Raw genomic sequence first — 19,515 nt, forward strand, 5'->3', positions numbered from 1 at the left:
ATGCTTAAGCGTTTAACTTAGCGTCAAGTTTGCCTTGGGCTTCAATCGCCATCATGTCGTCACAACCGCCGATATGCTCATCATTAATAAAAATTTGCGGTACTGTGCTCGCGCCACCTGCTTTGGCAATCATTTCATCACGTAATTCAGGCTGTACACCAATGTCGATATTTGTAAATTGCACACCTTTATTTGTTAGCAACGCTAAAGCACGCTGACAAAAAGGGCAATACGCTTTGGTGTAAAGAACAACATTACTCATAACAATTCCTCTATCGGCCTAACTAACTTAATTAGCGACCTGTTGTCGTTGGTAGACCAGCACTTTGCCATGCACCCATACCACCAGATAAAACATAAACTGATTCAAAACCAGCTTTATGCATAGCAGTTGCGATACCTGAGGCTGTCATGCCTGTGGTACATACCAATATAATGGGTTTACTCTTAGACTTTTCAAGGCTTGAGAAGTCAGATTGTTTCGCTTTTTCAGAGCTAAGGTGCTCAGCGCCTGCAATACGGCCATTATTAAATTCTTTTTGTGCGCGTATATCTACAACGACACCGTCTTCACGGTTAATTAATAATGTTAATTGTTGCGGATTTATTTGACGAATTGCTGAAAACTTACTTTTAAACCAGCCGCCCACGATGAGTGCTACTAAAGCAACCCAAGCTAAACTTAATATCGGATGATTACCGACAAATTCAATATATTGATCCATGCGTCTTCCACTATGAAAATTGTCCCGCGCCTTTAGCACTGGGGTTAAACGTAAGGGTAATGCCCTAGCCACGCAAGTATACGTGCTTGATTAGAAATTACCAGAGAGTGAAATATTTTAATATGCCCTTTTGATTGCTGATCATAACCACAAAACACGGTATGCTAAGGCTAAGCAGGAGCTAATTTTCAGGAACAAAAATGACACAACATAAAAAACCTCTCGTACTCATGATTTTAGATGGTTGGGGATACCGTGAAGATACCCAAAGCAACGCAATTTTAGCGGCAAACACCCCTGTTTTAGACGAACTTTGGGCAACTCGCCCGCACACCCTAATTTCAGCCTCTGGTTTAGATGTTGGTCTTCCTGATGGGCAAATGGGCAACTCAGAAGTAGGCCATGTCAACTTAGGTGCTGGCCGTGTGGTTTATCAAGATTTCACCCGCATCACTAAAGCAATAAATGACGGTGAGTTTGCGCATAACCCAACACTAGTTGAAAACATTGATAAAGCTGTGAATGCTGCTAAAGCAGTGCATTTAATGGGCTTATTAAGCCCAGGTGGTGTGCATAGTCATGAAGACCATATTGTAGCTGCAATTGAATTAGCTGCAGCGCGCGGCGCTAAAGAAGTGTACTTTCATGCATTTTTAGATGGCCGAGACACTCCACCACGTAGCGCAAAAACGTCAATTGAACGTATTGAAGCGCTATTTAGCAAATTAAATTGTGGTCGCTTAGCATCGATCATTGGCCGCTACTATGCAATGGACCGCGATAATCGCTGGAACCGAGTAGAACAAGCCTATGACCTAATGGTCAGTGGTATTGCGCAACATAGTTACAAAAATGGTGTTGATGCATTAGCTGCGGCTTACGAACGTGATGAAAACGATGAGTTTGTTGCTGCAACTACCATAGCAGCACAAGGCCAAGACGCAGTACAAATTAATGACGGCGATACGGTTATTTTCTTAAACTTTAGAGCCGATCGTGCTCGTGAGATGACCCGCGCATTTGTTGATAAAGACTTTGAAGGTTTCGCCAAGAAAAAAGCCCCCGCACTAAGCGGCTTTGTTATGTTGACCGAATACGCAGCAGACATCGACGCACCAGCAGCCTTTGCCACAGTCCCTTTGACTAATGTATTGGGTGAATGGTTTGAAAAACACCATAAAACACAGCTACGTATTTCTGAAACTGAAAAATATGCACATGTGACGTTTTTCTTCAGTGGCGGACGTGAAGATGAATTTGAAGGTGAAACCCGCGAGCTGATCCCATCACCACAAGTTGCGACCTACGATTTACAACCTGAAATGAATTCAGAAATGCTCACCGATAAACTCGTCGAAGCGATTAAAAGCGGTAAATACGATGCAATTATTTGTAACTATCCAAATGGCGATATGGTCGGTCACTCAGGTGTATTTGAAGCCGCAGTAAAAGCCTGTGAAGCAGTCGATCATTGTATTGGTCGTGTTGTTGCTGCCCTTGAAGAATTTGGTGGTGAAGCATTAATTACAGCTGATCACGGTAATGCTGAACAAATGGCTAACCTTAAAACTGGCCAAGCGCATACAGCACACACCAGTGAACCTGTTCATTTCATTTATGTTGGTCGTGATGCAACACCAAGCGAAGGCAAAGCGCTCAGTGATGTTGCGCCAACCATGTTGCACTTAATGGGCATGGAACAACCAAGCGAGATGACTGGCACACCAATCATGACATTGAAATAAACCATGAATAAAAGTATTAACCCATTAATTTTTAGTACGCTCGTTGTTACTGCGTTAATACTCACTTTATTAGTGACGGCGCCTGCCGTCGCTAATGAAGATCGTACTAAAAAAGATCTCAGCGAAATCCAAACGGCGTTAAAGCAAAGCCAAGCTGAACTTGCCGCCCAGCGTAAAGACATCGAAAAATCGCAAAAGAACCTGCAACAGCACGAACTCGAGATCGCAAAAAACGCTAAGGCACTAAATATTGCCGAGCAATCAATTCGCGATACTGAAAAACAACAACAACAGCAACAGCAGCAAGCTGAAGCACTTGAGGAAAAACGCCTAGAGCAGCAACATGCACTCGCCGCACAAATTAAAAGTGCCTATATGTCTGGCGGACATGACTACTCTAAAATGCTATTGAATCAAGAAAATACCGCACAGGTTGAACGCACATTAAGTTATTATAATTACCTCAACAAAGCGCGCATTGAGCAAATTGATGAGCTAAAAGCACTCCTGATTGAAATAGCGGATGTACAAACCGAACTTGAAAAAACCAAACAACACTTAGTTGTGCTCCATGAAGAGCAAGCCAATCGTCATCAAGCTCTCATTGCAGCGCAACAACAACGAAAAGCCAACATCAGTGAATTAAAAACCAAGCTTAGCTCAACCAAAAACTCAATTGATTACTTAAAAGATAATGAAAAAACCCTAGTAGCTACCTTGCAAGAACTTGAAAAAGAAAAAACTAAAAAGGTTGAGTTACTGGGCCTATCAGCCAGTAAAGGTAAATTAAACTGGCCAACAAAAGGTAAAATTGAGCACAGCTTCGGCCAACATAAGCACGGTGGTATTGACTGGAAAGGCGTATTAATTGGCGCTAATGAAGGCAATAATGTGCATAGCGTCCACAACGGTCAAGTCGTGTTTGCTGATTGGTTAAAAGGCTACGGCTGGGTTATTGTTATTGACCACGGTGAAGGCTTTATGAGTTTATACGGCCATACTCAAACCTTACTAAAAGACGTAGGTGATATAGTACGCCAAGGCGATATTATCGCTTTAGTTGGTCAAAGCGGCGGACAAGCAAATTCTGGTCTATACTTTGAAATACGCCACAAAGGACGCGCAGTAAATCCTGTAACATGGTGCAGACGCATTTAATTGATTAAACAGCTGCACCCCACTGGGAGCAGCTGATGCTAAATACACAATTACAAATACAGCAGTTACAATACTCTGCTTTTAATCGCATCCTAATAAGCTATTTATTACTCGTTAGCGTTTTTTTGTGCCTGAGTTTTAATAGCTTTGCAGTGACCTCGGTGGGCGATTTAAAAAGCCAACAAAAAAACGAAATCCTCTTTAATATCCATGCCTATTATGTTGAAGACTTAGCTTTGCAACAAAGCTTTGAAAGCAGTCAACAATTTGAAGCCCTGCTCGCACAGCTAGACCCTTACTCTAAGTACCTTAATGAACACGAGTTAGAAGCGCTATTTAGCAGCACTAATGGCCGCTACACAGGCCTTGGGATTGAAATAAAACAGCAACAACAAAAAGTTATTATTGTAAACACAATTAAAGACTCTCCCGCAGCCATTGCCGGAGTACAAATAAATGATGTGCTACTTGCCGTTAATCAGCAAACAGTCGCACATAAAGACATCAATCAAGTTGCGCAAATGATTAAAGCTAGTGACACAGCAACGGTTACTTTAACGGTTGAACGAAGTAATTCACCACAAGCCATTTATTTTACCCTGACTAGATCAGAAATTAACTTAGAGAGTGTCACCAGTTCATTATCAGAGTTTGGTATTGGTTATTTGGCAATAAATAGCTTTACCAATCACACCTTGCATGATGTTGCGCGGCAAATAACAGCACTGCAAAGCCATTACGGTAACCCACTTACAGGCTTAGTGCTCGATTTACGCGACAATCCAGGCGGCACATTACAAAGTGCTGTAGCGGTATCGGATCTATTTTTACAAAGTGGCACCATAGTCACCACCAAAGGTCGCTTTTATGATGCAAACCAGCACTTTCGCGCCAAAAAAGGTGATATTTTAAATGGTGCGCCAATCGTCGTACTTATTAATGAAAACTCGGCCTCAGCAGCAGAGATTTTAGCCGCTGCACTTAAAGACAATCACCGTGCCACACTAATTGGCAGCCAATCATTTGGCAAAGGATCGGTGCAATCTTTGATCCCATTAGGCAATGGTAATACAGCACTAAAATTAACCACTGCAAAATACTTTACCCCATCGGGTCAATCTATTGAGGGGATTGGAGTCACCCCCGATGTGGCGATTAATCAATCAACCCTTTCGCAAATTGATAAAGTAGTTATAATAAAAAACGAACAAGGAAATGACGATCGGCCATGGTCACGCAAAGACTCAGCTGATCCACTGTTATTAAAAGCACAGCAGCTATTAACTATGAAATAAAGCTTTTAGCTCACTATAAAAAAGATAATAAAAATTATAAACGTGAAAAAATTAACTTGGTTGTTCTGGCTTTTTTTTAGCTTGCCTACGCTTGCCGCAAATAAGCAAATAGCGATTGTGATTGATGATATTGGCAATCATCAACGCGACCTCGAAATCCTAAATTTACCAGGTAAAATATCGTTCTCGATTTTGCCTCATACCCCGTATTCGCAAGTTTTTGCGCGCCTAGCCAGTAAGTCGAATAAAGAATTACTGCTGCATATTCCCATGCAAGCACTCGACAGCAGCAAAGCACTTGGCCCCGGCGCACTCACCAGCAATATGAGTAAAGAACAATTACAAATCACCCTCGGCAATGCGCTTGCAACCTTACCGCAGGTCAAAGGTGTAAATAATCATATGGGCTCAGCACTTACTCAAGAAAGCCTGCCCATGAAATGGACTATGGAAGTGCTGAAAAAGCGCAACCTGTACTTTTTAGATAGCCGCACTACAGGCTTAAGCCAAGCGCAAAATGTTGCCAACTTATATGGCGTTGAAAATGTCGGCCGCCATGTGTTTTTAGATAATATTCCCAATGAGAAACAGTTACAATTTCGCCTCAACGAACTAAAGTATAAAGCCGAACGTTATAACTTCGCCATCGCGATTGCCCACCCTTACCCTGAAACCATTGAATTCTTACAGCGCATGCTACCCGAACTTGAACAACAAGGTTTTGAACTCGTGCCGCTATCACAACTAGTCGAACGTAAATATATACAACTTGCGCAAGCTGAGCATAAAGGGGTGGGAGCGAGGTAAACAGGACTTAGCAATAAGCCGTAAATTTTAAAGGGTCATATTAATCAACTTATGACCATTAAAAACAAAAAACCCAAGCCGAGGCTTGGGTTTTTAAACAATTAACTAAAAGAACTTACTTCTTCTTTTTAACTGCTTTTTTATTTGGTAAATCAGTGATTGAACCTTCAAATATTTCAGCTGCAAGGCCGATTGATTCGTTCAATGTTGGGTGAGCATGAATAGTTAATGCTAAATCTTCACCGTCAGCGCCCATTTCGATACCTAGACCGATTTCGCCCAGCATTTCACCTGCGTTAATACCAATCATAGCACCACCGATAATACGGCCACTTTCTTTATCAAAGATCAGTTTAGTAGAACCTTCAGTACGAGAAGATGCAATTGCACGACCTGATGCAGCCCATGGGAATACAGCTGTTTCGATGCTTAAGCCTTGCTCTTTTGCTTCTTTCTCAGTTACGCCAACCCAAGCGATTTCTGGGTCAGTATAGGCAATTGAAGGAATACATTTCGGATCAAAGTAATGTTTTTGACCAGAGATAACTTCAGCAGCAACGTGACCTTCATGAACCGCTTTGTGCGCAAGCATAGGTTGGCCAACTAAGTCACCAATCGCGAAGATGTGGTCAACGTTAGTTTTAAGTTGCTTATCAACATTAATGAAGCCACGCTCATCAACATTAACACCCGCTTTGTCAGCATCTAATAAGTTACCGTTTGGTGTACGACCAACAGCAACTAATACTTTGTCATAACGTACTGGTTCAGCTGGTGCGTTTTTACCTTCAAATGTAACGTATAAGCCGTCATCTTTCGCTTCTACGCCAACAACTTTAGTTGATAGCATAACGTTAAATTTATCACTTACGTATTTTTGGTAAATCTTGATGATGTCTTTATCAGCAGCTGGTACTAGTTGGTCAGCAAATTCAACCACGTCGATTGCAGAACCTAGTGCGCGATACACAGTACCCATTTCAAGACCAATAATACCACCACCTAATACTAATAGCTTTTCAGGGATGTCTTTAAGCTCTAGTGCACCGGTTGAATCAATTACGCGGTCATCTTCAGGAATGAAAGGTAAGTTTACAGGTTTAGAACCAGCAGCAATGATAGCGTTATCAAAAGTAATTGTTGTTTTACCGTCAGCGCCTTCAACATCAAGCGTGTTGCTACCTGTGAATTTACCGTAACCGTAAACCACTTTAACTTTACGCATTTTAGCCATGCCGTCTAGGCCACCAGTAAGTTGGCTAACAACTGACTCTTTCCACGAACGAATTTTATCTAAATCAATTTGTGGTGCGCCAAAAGTAACACCATGAGATGACATTTCTGCTGCATCATCAATTACTTTAGCTACGTGTAAAAGTGCTTTCGAAGGAATACAACCAACATTAAGACATACACCGCCTAATGTGTCGCGAGATTCTACTACTGTTACTTCTAAGCCCAAGTCAGCAGCACGGAAAGCCGCAGAATAACCACCAGGACCACCGCCTAGTACAACAACTTGAGTTTTTAATTCGTTGCTCATGCTTTTACCTTAATTGTTTGAACGGGACACTGCCCTAAAGTTTAACTGCCATGTTTCTGCAAGGCAGAAAGGGAGAGCAGATCAAAAATTTATGCAAGATATACAAAGATTGTATCATTGCAAATGGTAAAAATCCCAGCAAAAAACAACTGGCTGGGATTTGATTCTATTTATTTCGCTACATGCAGCAATTGCTTACATTACTAATTGGCGAATATCGCTCATGTAACTTGCTAAAGTTACAGTAAAGCGTGCAGCTAGTGCACCGTCAATCACCCTATGGTCGTAAGACATAGAAAGTGGAACCATTAGTTTTGGTTCAAACTCTTTGCCATTCCACTTAGGTTTAATTTCAGACTTAGAGACACCTAAAATAGCAACTTCTGGGGCATTTACGATTGGCGTAAAGGCTGTACCGCCAATACCACCAAGGCTTGAAATTGTAAAACAACCACCTTGCATATCAGAAGAGGTAAGTTTGCCGTCACGCGCTTTAACAGATACTTCCATTAATTCACGCGATAATTCAATGATGCCTTTCTTATCAACATCTTTAAATACTGGCACAACCAAACCGTTTGGCGTATCAACTGCAACACCGATATTGATGTACTTCTTAAGAATTAAGCTTTCACCGTCGTTAGATAGTGATGAGTTAAATGTAGGGAACTCAGCAAGTGCTTTCGCTGCTGCTTTCATTACAAATACCAGCGGGGTGATTTTAACACCTAGCTTTTTCTTCTCGCTAAGGGCATTTTGCTCTTTACGGAACTCTTCAAGAGTTGTGATATCAGCTTCATCAAACTGCGTAACATGCGGGATTTGCACCCAGTTACGGTGTAAGTTTTTACCCGATAGCTTTTGAATACGAGATAGTTTTTTCTCTTCGATTTCACCAAATTTAGCAAAATCAACTTTTGGCCATGGAATTAAACCAAGTTCACTACCACCAGTATTGCCAGAAGCTGTCGCTAATTGGCCTGATTCAACTTGCTTAACTAAGTTCTTCACATAGTCTTGCACGTCTTCTTTCACAACGCGATTTTTACGACCTGAGCCTTTTACGTTCGCAAGGTTAATACCAAACTCACGGGCTAAGCGGCGAACAACTGGCGATGCATGAGCATACGCACTATTGTTTTCAAAACTTTCATTGCTCGCTTTTGCAGGCGCTGCTTGTGCAGCTGGAGCTGATTCTGCTTTCGCTGCTGGTGCAGATTCAGAAGCCGCTTTTTCAGCGGTAGCTGCAGGTGCACTGCCTTGCACTTCAAATACAAAGATAAGTGAACCGGTCGATACTTTATCGCCCGCAGCAACTTTAATCTCTTTAACAGTACCGGCAAACGGTGCTGGTACTTCCATTGCCGCTTTGTCGCCTTCAACGTTTAAGATTGACTGATCTTCAGTAACCTTATCGCCTACTGCAACCATCACTTCAGTGACTTCAACCTCATCACCGCCGATATCAGGCACGTTTACTTCTTTACTGCTTGGCGCTGAACTTTGTGCCGGCGCAGACTCTTGAGCTGGCGCTGTTTCTGCTTTCGCAGCTGCAGGCTCACTACCAGCCACTTCAAAAACAAACACTAAAGAGCCTGTTTTTACTTTATCGCCAGCGGCAACTTTAATTTCTTTAACAGTACCTGCAAACGGCGCTGGTACTTCCATTGCCGCTTTGTCGCCTTCAACGTTTAAGATAGATTGTTCTTCTTCAACGGTGTCGCCAACAGCAACCATGATTTCCGTTACTTCAACTTCATCATCGCCGATATCTGGTACGGTGACTTCTTTAGTTGTTGAACCTGAAGACGCAGCAGGTGCTGCAGCTTCAGATTTTGCTGGTTCTGCAGGCGCTTCGCTAGATGCTTGCTCTTCACCTTCAAACAAGAATACTAAAGAACCCGTAGTAACCGTGTCGCCCACGTTTACTTTGATTTCTTTTACAGTACCGGCTTGTGCCGCAGGTACTTCCATTGAGGCTTTATCACCCTCAACAGTTAGTAATGATTGGTCAACGTCAACTTTGTCACCAACGCTCACTAGAATTTCGGTTACTTCGACTTCATCGCCACCGATATCTGGTACTTTAATTTCAATACTCATTGCAAACCTCTTATGCGTACAGTGGATTAAGTTTGTTAGTGTCGATGTTGAACTTTTTAAGTGCTTCAACCACAACTGACTTCTCAACTTCACCACGTTTAGCAAGTTCAGATAACGTCGCAACTACTACGTAGCTGGCGTTAACTTCAAAGTGACGACGAAGGTTTTCACGGCTATCAGAACGACCGTAACCATCGGTACCTAATACTTTGTAGTTGCTGCTTGGAATGAATGAACGCGCTTGTTCTGCGTAGTTTTTCATGTAATCCGTTGCGGCAACAGTCACTGAGTCATTTAATACACTGGTGATGTAGGCAGTCTTCTGTTCGCTTTCAGGGTTAAGCATATTAAAACGCTCAACATCTTGCCCTTCACGAGTTAATTCGTTGAACGACGTTACTGAATACACATCAGATGCAATACCGTAATCATCACTTAAAATCGCGGCTGCTTTACGCACTTCAGTCATGATAGTACCTGAGCTTAATAGCTGTACGTTGGCTTTTTTGCCTGCGTAGCTTTCTAGCTTGTAGATACCTTTACGAATACCTTCTTCAGCACCTTCTGGCATAGCAGGTTGTGCATAGTTTTCGTTCATAAGCGTTAGGTAGTAGTAAATGTTTTCTTGATCTTCACCGTACATACGACGAATACCATCTTGAACAATAACCGCTACTTCGTAAGCGTATGTTGGATCGTAAGAGATACAGTTAGGTACTGTGTTAGCAAGAATATGGCTGTGACCATCTTCGTGCTGTAGGCCTTCACCGTTTAATGTTGTACGACCAGCAGTAGCACCTAATAAGAAACCACGTGCTTGTTGGTCACCCGCCATCCATGCCATGTCGCCAACACGTTGGAAACCGAACATTGAATAGTAGATATAGAATGGGATCATTGGTAAATCGTTAGTGCTGTATGATGTTGCCGCAGCAACCCACGATGACATTGCGCCTAACTCGTTGATACCTTCTTGCAATACTTGACCCGATGTTGCTTCTTTGTAGTAAGAAACGATATCACGGTCTTGCGGCGTATAGTTTTGGCCATGCGGGTTATAAATACCGATTTGACGGAATAAACCTTCCATACCAAACGTACGCGCTTCATCGGCAATAATTGGTACGATGTTTTTACCAATACCTTTATCTTTCAATAAGATATTAAGTGCACGAACAAAGCCCATGGTGGTAGAGATATCACGCTTTTGCTCTTCAAGTAGTGGCTTGAATGCTTCTACTTCTGGCAGTACTAACTTTTCAGTAAAGTTAGGAATACGTTTTGGCGTATAACCTTTAAGTGCATCACGGCGAGCATGTAAGTACTTGTGCTCAGCCGAACCTTCTTCAAGTGTTAAATAAGGAAGTTCTGCAAGTTGATCTTCAGATACTAAATCATCAAGACCTAAACGTGAACGTAAATGGGCAACGTGTGACATGTCCATTTTTTTCACTTGGTGAGCAATATTCTTACCTTCAGCCGCTTCACCCATGCCGTAACCTTTTACAGTTTTAGCTAGGATAACTGTTGGGCGACCTTTGGTCTCTTCTGCTTTTTTGAATGCAGCGAATAATTTTGATGGCTCATGACCACCACGCTTAAGCGCGAAGATTTCGTCATCTGTCATATCAGCAACAAGTGCTGCTGTTTCAGGGTAACGACCAAAGAAATGCTCACGTACGTACGCGCCATTTTTAGCTTTATAAGTTTGGTAATCGCCATCGACTGTTTCGTTCATCAATTGCAATAACTTACCTGTGGTGTCTTTAGCTAGTAGGATATCCCAGCCGCTGCCCCACACTAGCTTGATCACATTCCAGCCAGCGCCTTTGAATAGACCTTCAAGCTCTTGAATGATTTTACCATTACCCATTACTGGGCCATCTAGGCGCTGTAAGTTACAGTTAATTAAGTAACAAAGGTTGTCTAGTTTTTCACGGGCAGCAAAAGAAATAGCGCCACGCGATTCTGGCTCATCCATTTCGCCATCGCCTAAAAACGCGTATACACGTTGGTTTTTAGTGTCTTTTAAACCACGACCATCTAGGTACTTTAAGAAGCGCGCTTGGTAAATAGATGCGATAGGACCAAGACCCATAGATACCGTAGGGAACTGCCAGAATTCAGGCATTAATTTAGGGTGTGGGTAAGATGGTAAACCTTCGCCATCAACTTCTTGACGGAAGTTATCAAGCTGCGCAGCAGATAAACGACCTTCAACAAATGCACGTGCATAAATACCCGGAGAAATATGACCTTGATAATAAACTAAGTCACCGCCGTCTACATCATTTGGGGCTTTGAAGAAATGGTTAAAACATACTTCATAAAACGCCGCTGATGACTGGTAAGACGCCATATGGCCGCCTAGGTCGAGGTCTTTTTTCGAAGCACGCAATACAATCATGATTGCGTTCCAACGAATAATAGAACGAATACGGCGCTCAAGGTTTACGTCCCCTGGGTAAGCAGGTTCTTGATCTACCGGGATCGTATTAACGTAGTTTGTGTTGATACCTGTTGGCATATCAACACCGTCTAAACGGGCTTGCTCTAATACTTGCTCAAGTAAAAACTGAGCACGTTCAACACCTTCTTCACGCACAACTGATTCAAGAGCTTGTAACCACTCTTGTGTTTCTAGCGCGTCTACGTCAATTTTATTGACTTCAGACATATGGAGGTTTCCTTATGTTTAAAATACGAATGTTCTTAATTAGCACTGTGGTAATCGTGTTGCCATATACAGCACTTGCTTAAATTATTTATCTTTAACTTAGTTTTTTGTTACTTAATTTTGCTTTGTGCGTCTTAAACTACGCTCAATTCGTGAATGCTCTTTACCTGCTTCCAATAGCGCTTCTTCAATGAAAGCTAAGTGAGCATTACTGGCAAGTCGCGCCTGCTCTGGATTCCCTTCAATCACTGCATCCATCAATAAACGGCGGTGCTCAGCTAAGCGCGAACTAATATGCGGCTTCTCTAACAATACCGTTAAATTTTGTAAAACATTTTGCTCAAGCAATGCCCGCATACCGCGCACTAAATGCAGTAACACCACATTATGCGAGGCTTCTGCAACACTAAAGTGAAACGCGTTAATTGCTTTGGCTTTTTGTAGTAAATCATCATGAGCCAATGCAATGCATTCAAAGCTTTGCTTAACTTTAGCAAAGTCAGTGCTAGTACCACGAAGCGCAGCATAATAAGCTGCAATCCCTTCGAGAGCATGACGAAACTCTAATAAATCAAACTGTGATTCAGGATGTTTACTGATCAAGTCAAATAACGGATCAGTGAGCCCTTCTTCTAGCTGATTTTTTACAAACGTTCCGCCACCTTGACGTCGCGTTACTAAGCCTTTTGCCTCTAGCTTTTGAATGGCTTCACGTAATGAAGGGCGAGACACTTCAAATTGTTTGGCTAATTCACGCTCTGGCGGCAGTTTCTCACCCGGTGCTAATGAGCCCTCAAGAATCATGTTCTCAAGTTGCTGTAAAATAACATCCGATAGTTTTGCTGCTTTAATCTTTAAAGACATTAATCAACGTCCGCATTGTAGTGGAAATGTAACCTGAAAAATCCAAGTTTGTGCCCAGAGACTAGACCAAAAGGTAAATTGGTCATACCAAATTTGAGCCATACGTTATCAAAAAGCAAGTTTGCTGTCAATTTCGCTGCGACGCACCTTAAAAAACACCCTAACGTATTTTGCACAAAGATCAAACAGTATGAGATAAAGCCAGTGTTTAGGAAGGAATTTTATAAAAAAACACAATGGTCTGACCAGATGATTGGGAGATGAAGCTTTAGGTTTTAGGTTTTAGGTTTTAGGTTTTAGGTTTTAACAATAACTTCCCTAAAACCTAGCACCTGTTTATTTACGCTAACCCGCCAAACAACGTTAGCAAGGCAATCAACACCAAGTAAAATAACACATTTCGTTTTACAAGCTTCATCATACAAGTTGCTTCATACGCGCAACCAAAATGTTGCTGTTCTATTTGCTCTGCGGCAAGCGCGGTATTAGTAACCACTTTACGGTTACTCACTGTAAAATCGAGTGCATAATGCAGCCAGCAACTGGTGCCTTTATTAAAGTTACCTATTACTAGATAACCAAAGCTGGCGATTCTGGCTGGTAACCAATCAAGCCAAAATAATAATGAATGAATAAGTTTAAAACGTTTGGCATACACAACTTTATGGTCGTCCTGCACTAAATCAGCAAAAGTACGTACTAATGCATACAAGGTCGCGCCAGGTACGCCTAATATTACAAACCAAAAAATAACTGCACAATAAAAACGAAAGTTTACCCAAGCCAACGTTTGTCCAAAAGTTTCGCCACCTTTTTGCTCTTCCGTTTTCTTTTGCCCCATTTGCAGTGCATATAAGGTTGCCGCTTGCTGATCATCACGGGTTAGCGCATTTAAATAGGACTTATATAAAGCACGTTGTTTAGCACAGCCAAAGCAAACCAGCAGCACAGCCACATTAATGGCTAACTGCCATAATACAAAATCAGATAAGGTAAAAATAACCGCCACAAGTAATACCGGCAAACACAGCCAAATAATAAATCCTGCAGGCGAATTGAATAGACCTTGCTCGCCAAGCTGTTTTTTTGAACGTGTTAAATAGCCTTGCGCGTAATAGCTTATTTGCCAATAATCTGATCGGGCACCTAAACGCTCTAATATCAGAGCTATTATTATAGAAATTAAGATCATACTTTTCTCTTTCCAAATGGGCGCTAGTTAAAATATAGCAGCAAAATAATGATTCCAATCAAAACTGTCTCCAGGGTCTGTTTTTCGCCCTGGTGCAATGTGACAATGGCCAACAACACGCGAGCGTGTGATAGCTGGGTATTTATATATCAATGTCTTAGTTAAGGATTGTAATGCATTATATTGATTTTGGGTATACGCCGTTGTATCTGTACCTTCAAGCTCAATACCAATACTAAAATCATTACACTGACTACGTCCTAAAAACTCAGACTGGCCAGCATGCCAAGCACGTTTACTAAAAGGCACATACTGAACTATTTCACCGCTGCGTTTGATAAAACAATGTGCTGAAACTCTCAACCCCTTTAAATCAGCAAAGCTAGGGTGTGCTTGGCAATCAATACATCCCATAAACAAATCATCCACAAACGGCGTGGCAAACTGCCCTGCTGGCAAGGAAATATTATGAATCACTAATAAAGATATTTCCTCACCTAGTGGGCGCTCATCAAAATGCGTACTTGGTCGCTGGATAGCGGTACTAACGACACCAAAAGAGTTTATTTTCATAGTTTATATTCATAATGGCCTGTAAATAAATGCATAGTCAGATGCTAATAGATTTCCAAGTAGAATAACAGCAAAGCACTTTCATTGTTTTGCGCCGGTAGCAACGAGTTTACCTCGCGACTGTTTTTACATTTACACAGATACACTATTTCACCACCGAGGGCAGGAGGCGCTACGCAGAGAAGAAAAACGCTGCGTGCTTCGAGCAACGGGCTTCGAAATTCCCCACGAGCCCCTATTTTTAAATTACTTCTCTAATGCGCGGCGTCTCATAACCTGTTTGTGAATATACGCGGGGTAAACCCGCGCCTACGTATTGGTAGCAGCGAGTTTACCTCGCGACTGTTTTTACATTTACACAGACACACTATTTCACCACCGAGGCGCTTTGCTACACCGAGAAGACAAAAGTAAAGTTAATAACTATTACCTATTGGTTTTTCCTCTGTGAGCTCGGTGCTCTCTGTGGTGAATAAATCACTAAAAGACTTTTGCACAAAGAGAAGTGAATGAGAAGAACAAATGCCACGGGCTTCGAGCGGGGAGCTTCGAATATGCCCTAGTATCTAGTCACTTCCTAAAACCTAGTCCCTATTTTTAAATTACTTCTCTAATGCGCGGCGCCTCATAACCTGTTTGTGAATATACGCGGGGTAAACCCGCGCCTACGTATTGGTAGCAACGAGTTTACCTCGCGACTGTTTTTACATTTACACAGACACACTATTTCACCACCGAGGCGCTTTGCTACACCGAGAAGACAAAAGTAAAGTTAATCACTATTACCTATTGGTTTTCCTCTGTGAGCTCGATGATCTCTGTGGTGAATAAATCACTAAAAGACTTTTGCACAAAGAGAAGTGAATGAGAAGAACAAATGCCACGGGCTTCGAGCGACGAGCTTCGAATACACCCTAGCACCTAGTCACTTCCTAAAACCTAGAACCTAATCAAACTTATAGCTTCAGCCTTCTCTTTCACTTTCAAACCATGTAAAATTTGCGCAATTTCTTAATTATAATGAGCTTTTATAATGTCTATCCCACACAGCCTTTTAAGCCAATTGGTTAAACTTGCCCTTGATGAAGATTTAAATTACCAAACAGCCGAACAAGGCGACATCACCGCGCAATTAATTCCAGCGGCGCAGCACGCTAATGCCAAAGTGATCACCCGTGAAGATTGCGTGTTTTGCGGAAAAGACATTATCTTAGAAGTATTCAAACAAGTTGATCCGAGTGTAGCAGTTAATGTATTGGTAAATGATGGTGATACAGTTAAAGCTAACGATACCTTATTTACAGCAATAGGTTCTGCCCGCGCTATTTTAACAGCCGAACGTACCGCACTTAATTTTGTACAAACCTTGTCAGGTACAGCAACCACCACAGCGCATTATGTAAAAGAGCTCAGTGGCACCAACACCCAACTACTCGATACCCGTAAAACAATTCCGGGCCTACGTGCATTACAAAAGTACGCGGTCAAATGTGGCGGTGGCGCAAATCATCGCATTGGCTTATTTGATGCGTTTTTAATTAAAGAAAACCACATTGCCGCCTGTGGTGGCATCGATAAAGCCGTAGCGCAAGCAAAACTTAATCATCCAACTAAACCAGTAGAAGTAGAAGTCGAATCACTTATTGAGCTAGATCAAGCCATTACAGCCGGTGCTGATATTATAATGCTGGATAACTTTAGCGTTGAGCAAATTCAACAAGCAGTGGTACTGACCGATAAGCGCGCTAAATTAGAAGTTTCGGGTAATATGACCTTAGAAACACTGCGCACCTACTCACAGGCTGGGGTCGATTTTATATCCAGCGGGGCACTTACAAAAAATTTACAGTCAATCGATTTATCAATGCGCTTTGAGTAATAATCAAACTAAATAACAAATATTATGTTTCCCTAATGCGTTGACAAACGGATTAAAAAAGCATTAAATACGCCGAAAGGCTTACACTGTAACAAAATGTTAATTTTAGTGCTTTATATAATACGAAATAGTGCTAATGTAAGCCTCTAGGATGAATGAATTAACTTTCAACCAATCCTAAAGAACTACTTTCAGGTATTGTTTTACACCGCACGGCTACTTTGATGAAAGCTGTGAGTTAAATAAACAACATTAATACCAAGTAGTGGGTGAAGAAAGTTTTTAAAATTCGATGAAATGCAGTTAAAGCCGCTTTCAATCAGCTGTTTTAGTGCTAAAGTAGATCTAACAGAGTAATTTTAATAGTTGCTAAAACCTATCCAGCATTATTTAGCTAGGCACTGGGTTAGGTATTAGTAATTTAACGATTTTAAAAAAACCGTAAGATAAAGCAGTTACAATAGCTAACGTGATTACACACTTTACTAACATAATTTATTTAGCTTACAAAAAACACTATCCTTTAGGAGAGGAACATGGAAAAAATGACACAACAAAGTCAAAAGGGTTTTACCCTAATTGAATTAATGATTGTAGTAGCAATCATCGGTATTTTGGCGGCTATCGCTATCCCGCAATATCAAAACTACATCGCGCGCTCTCAATTTTCAGAAGCTCACTCGCTTCTTAGCGGAGCAAGAGTTGCAGTTCAAGAGCGAGTATCACAGGGTGCAGCTTTCACTGGGGCAAGCCTTGGCTTAAAGACAGCTGGAGCTTATGGCTCAATTGGCGCTCCTGCTGATTACGCAGCAAATGCAGCAACATATGCATTAACGTACACATTTGCTGGCGCGAATACTAATTTAAATACAAAAACAGTAACTTATACTTACACAGCAGCAACTAGTGCATGGGCATGTACTACAACAGTAGCAGCTGAATTTGCTACAAATTGTACTCCTCCTGCTCCATAAGCTTAGCAAGACCTAAAATATAAAAGAATAAACAAATTATTGGGTAGCATCATTTGCTACCCTTTTTTTAATTTAGAGGCTTTTCAATGACCACACAAAAACCCGCTAATAAGCAAGACATTTTTCAATGGGTTGGAGTGAGCGCTCGTGGAAAACGCCTTGAAGGCGAAATGACAGGCGCAAGTATAGCTTTAGTCAAAGCCCAATTACGTAAACAGGGCATCACCCCCTCAAAAGTTAAACGTAAAGCCAAGCCTTTGTTCGGCGTGCGTATGCAGGCTATTACCCCCAAAGATATCGCTTTAGTGACGCGGCAAATTGCCACTATGCTAATGGCGGGCGTCCCGTTGATTCAATCAATAGAAATGATTGGCACTGGTGCCACTAATAAAAGTGTTGGCAAACTGATGGAAACTATTGGTGATGAGGTCAAAGCCGGTGGTACTCTTTCCAATGCACTTCGTAAACACCCGCGTTATTTTGATGATTTGTATTGTGATTTAGTCGCCTCCGGTGAGCAATCTGGTGCACTGGATAAAATATTTGACCGCGTTGCCCTTTATAAAGAAAAGTCCGAAGCGCTAAAGTCAAAAATTAAAAAAGCCATGTTCTACCCTATTGCGGTATTGGTTGTGGCGTTAATTGTTACCTCAATTCTACTTATATTCGTAGTACCACAATTCCAAGATATTTTTGCCGGCTTTGGTGCAGAACTCCCTGCGTTTACTTTAATGGTGATAGGTATTTCTGAGTTTATGCAAGAATATTGGTGGATGATGCTCATTGCCTTAGTAGGCTTTGGCTGGGCTTATAAAGAAGCACTACTAAAAAGTAAAAAACTTCGAGACGCCACCGATCGCGCTATTTTAAAAATGCCGGTAATTGGTATGATTTTAAACAAAGCTGCAGTGGCACGTTATGCTCGTACGCTTTCGACCACCTTTGCGGCGGGTGTACCGCTAGTTGATGCACTTGATTCTGCTGCAGGGGCTTCAGGTAACGCGGTTTATCGTTATGCTATTTTAGATATCAAAGCTGAAGTAAGCTCGGGTAATCAAATGAACTGGGCGATGCGCAACTCAAAAATATTCCCCGATATGGTGATACAAATGGTCGCCATAGGTGAAGAGTCAGGCTCTTTAGATGGCATGCTAGCAAAAGTCGCCACTATTTATGAGCAAGAAGTTGATGATGCAGTAGATGGTTTATCAAGCCTCTTAGAGCCGCTTATTATGGCGGTACTCGGCGTACTGGTTGGCGGTTTAATTATTGCCATGTACTTACCTATTTTCCAACTTGGGTCGGTTATATAAAGCTGTAAGCTGTAAGCTGTAAGCAAAAATGTTCCTAATTTATATTAAGCAATGAAACATCTTTTTTATTTAAGTGATTTATTCACCACAGAGATTAAGAAACGCTGCGCTTTAAAGAAGTAATTGTAAAAATAGGTTCTAGGAAGTGGCTAGGGTGTATTCGAAGCCAGTGGCGCTTTTCTCATTTGCTCTCATTCACTACTCTTTGTGCAGAAAGTTTTTTGATTGTGGACATTACTTATAGGCGAGTGGCTTGCCACCGCGAAAATAATCTCATTGTCGCGAGATAAACTCGCTGCTACCAATACGTAGGCGCGGGGTTACCCAGCGCAATTAGATTCAAGTTCTATCAGTGATTAATTCACCACCGAGAACACAGAGAAGAAATAAGTGATTTTTTACTTTGGTCTCTCTGTATAGCGCGCAGCGCCTTTGTGCCCTCGGTGGTAAAATAGGTTTGTTTGTGTAAATGTATAAACAGTCGCGAGATAAACTCGCTGCTACCAATATGTAGGCGCGGGTTTACCCCGCGCAATAGATTCAAGTTCTGTCAGTGATTAATTCACCACCGAGAACACAGAGTTCACAGAGAAGAAATAAGTGATTTTTTACTTTGGTTTCTCTGTGTAGCGCGCAGCGCCTTTGTGCCCTCGGTGGTAAAATAGGT

At 41.7% G+C, this 19,515-nt stretch carries 15 protein-coding genes; 7 read left to right on the plus strand and 8 right to left on the minus strand.

Annotated elements, in window-relative coordinates; genetic code table 11:
* Positions 1 to 4: 4 nt before the first annotated feature.
* Both grxC and H5162_RS04790 read right to left on the minus strand, forming a co-directional pair.
* Positions 5 to 262, minus strand: a complete 258-nt coding sequence (grxC, locus tag H5162_RS04785) for a glutaredoxin 3 (RefSeq protein ID WP_145235234.1) — start codon at positions 260 to 262, stop codon at positions 5 to 7.
* Positions 263 to 293: 31 nt separating this feature from the next.
* A complete protein-coding gene (locus H5162_RS04790) occupies positions 294 to 725 on the minus strand; it encodes a rhodanese-like domain-containing protein (RefSeq protein WP_145235231.1) in 432 nt (143 codons plus the stop codon).
* Between the two features lie 200 nt (positions 726 to 925).
* Between H5162_RS04790 and gpmM the strand changes: the two genes are divergently transcribed.
* The 4 genes from gpmM to H5162_RS04810 are packed head-to-tail and all read left to right on the plus strand — an operon-like array spanning position 926 to position 5,730.
* Positions 926 to 2,470 carry a 2,3-bisphosphoglycerate-independent phosphoglycerate mutase gene (gene gpmM / locus H5162_RS04795; protein ID WP_182777822.1) on the plus strand — a complete coding sequence of 515 codons (1,545 nt, stop codon included), beginning with the start codon at positions 926 to 928 and terminating at the stop codon, positions 2,468 to 2,470.
* 3 nt (positions 2,471 to 2,473) lie between these two features.
* Positions 2,474 to 3,628: a murein hydrolase activator EnvC gene (locus tag H5162_RS04800; RefSeq protein ID WP_145235227.1), complete on the plus strand. Its 1,155-nt coding sequence runs from the start codon at positions 2,474 to 2,476 to the stop codon at positions 3,626 to 3,628.
* Positions 3,629 to 3,663: 35 nt separating this feature from the next.
* Complete coding sequence (locus tag H5162_RS04805; protein WP_182777824.1) at positions 3,664 to 4,923, plus strand: S41 family peptidase; 1,260 nt, start codon at positions 3,664 to 3,666, stop codon at positions 4,921 to 4,923.
* A 42-nt stretch (positions 4,924 to 4,965) separates the two neighbouring features.
* The gene (locus H5162_RS04810) at positions 4,966 to 5,730 is read left to right on the plus strand and encodes a divergent polysaccharide deacetylase family protein (protein WP_182731556.1); all 765 of its coding nucleotides are present in this window, start codon (positions 4,966 to 4,968) and stop codon (positions 5,728 to 5,730) included.
* A 115-nt stretch (positions 5,731 to 5,845) separates the two neighbouring features.
* On the opposite strand, the gene lpdA is transcribed toward H5162_RS04810, so the two are convergent.
* The 6 genes from lpdA to ampD form a co-directional block, all read right to left on the minus strand.
* Entirely contained in the window at positions 5,846 to 7,273 is a 1,428-nt protein-coding gene (gene lpdA / locus H5162_RS04815; protein ID WP_145235220.1) for a dihydrolipoyl dehydrogenase, read from the minus strand.
* 195 nt (positions 7,274 to 7,468) lie between these two features.
* Positions 7,469 to 9,376: a pyruvate dehydrogenase complex dihydrolipoyllysine-residue acetyltransferase gene (aceF, locus tag H5162_RS04820; protein ID WP_149981339.1), complete on the minus strand. Its 1,908-nt coding sequence runs from the start codon at positions 9,374 to 9,376 to the stop codon at positions 7,469 to 7,471.
* Between the two features lie 10 nt (positions 9,377 to 9,386).
* Entirely contained in the window at positions 9,387 to 12,053 is a 2,667-nt protein-coding gene (gene aceE / locus H5162_RS04825) for a pyruvate dehydrogenase (acetyl-transferring), homodimeric type (RefSeq protein ID WP_182777827.1), read from the minus strand.
* A gap of 114 nt (positions 12,054 to 12,167) precedes the next feature.
* Positions 12,168 to 12,917, minus strand: a complete 750-nt coding sequence (gene pdhR / locus H5162_RS04830; protein ID WP_145235214.1) for a pyruvate dehydrogenase complex transcriptional repressor PdhR — start codon at positions 12,915 to 12,917, stop codon at positions 12,168 to 12,170.
* Between the two features lie 340 nt (positions 12,918 to 13,257).
* On the minus strand, positions 13,258 to 14,109 hold the full coding sequence (ampE, locus tag H5162_RS04835) for a beta-lactamase regulator AmpE (protein ID WP_182731559.1): 852 nt from the start codon (positions 14,107 to 14,109) through the stop codon (positions 13,258 to 13,260).
* Positions 14,110 to 14,136: 27 nt separating this feature from the next.
* Entirely contained in the window at positions 14,137 to 14,682 is a 546-nt protein-coding gene (ampD, locus tag H5162_RS04840) for a 1,6-anhydro-N-acetylmuramyl-L-alanine amidase AmpD (RefSeq protein ID WP_145235210.1), read from the minus strand.
* 1,033 nt (positions 14,683 to 15,715) lie between these two features.
* Between ampD and nadC the strand changes: the two genes are divergently transcribed.
* From nadC to H5162_RS04855, 3 genes are all read left to right on the plus strand, one after another.
* Positions 15,716 to 16,561: a carboxylating nicotinate-nucleotide diphosphorylase gene (gene nadC / locus H5162_RS04845; protein WP_145235208.1), complete on the plus strand. Its 846-nt coding sequence runs from the start codon at positions 15,716 to 15,718 to the stop codon at positions 16,559 to 16,561.
* Positions 16,562 to 17,097: 536 nt separating this feature from the next.
* Positions 17,098 to 17,535: a pilin gene (locus H5162_RS04850; RefSeq protein WP_310736415.1), complete on the plus strand. Its 438-nt coding sequence runs from the start codon at positions 17,098 to 17,100 to the stop codon at positions 17,533 to 17,535.
* An 86-nt stretch (positions 17,536 to 17,621) separates the two neighbouring features.
* The gene (locus H5162_RS04855) at positions 17,622 to 18,848 is read left to right on the plus strand and encodes a type II secretion system F family protein (protein WP_182777829.1); all 1,227 of its coding nucleotides are present in this window, start codon (positions 17,622 to 17,624) and stop codon (positions 18,846 to 18,848) included.
* The last annotated feature ends 667 nt before the right edge of the window (positions 18,849 to 19,515 follow it).

This window comes from Pseudoalteromonas sp. SR41-8, from assembly GCF_014163915.1.
Taxonomy (GTDB): Bacteria; Pseudomonadota; Gammaproteobacteria; order Enterobacterales; family Alteromonadaceae; genus Pseudoalteromonas; species Pseudoalteromonas rhizosphaerae.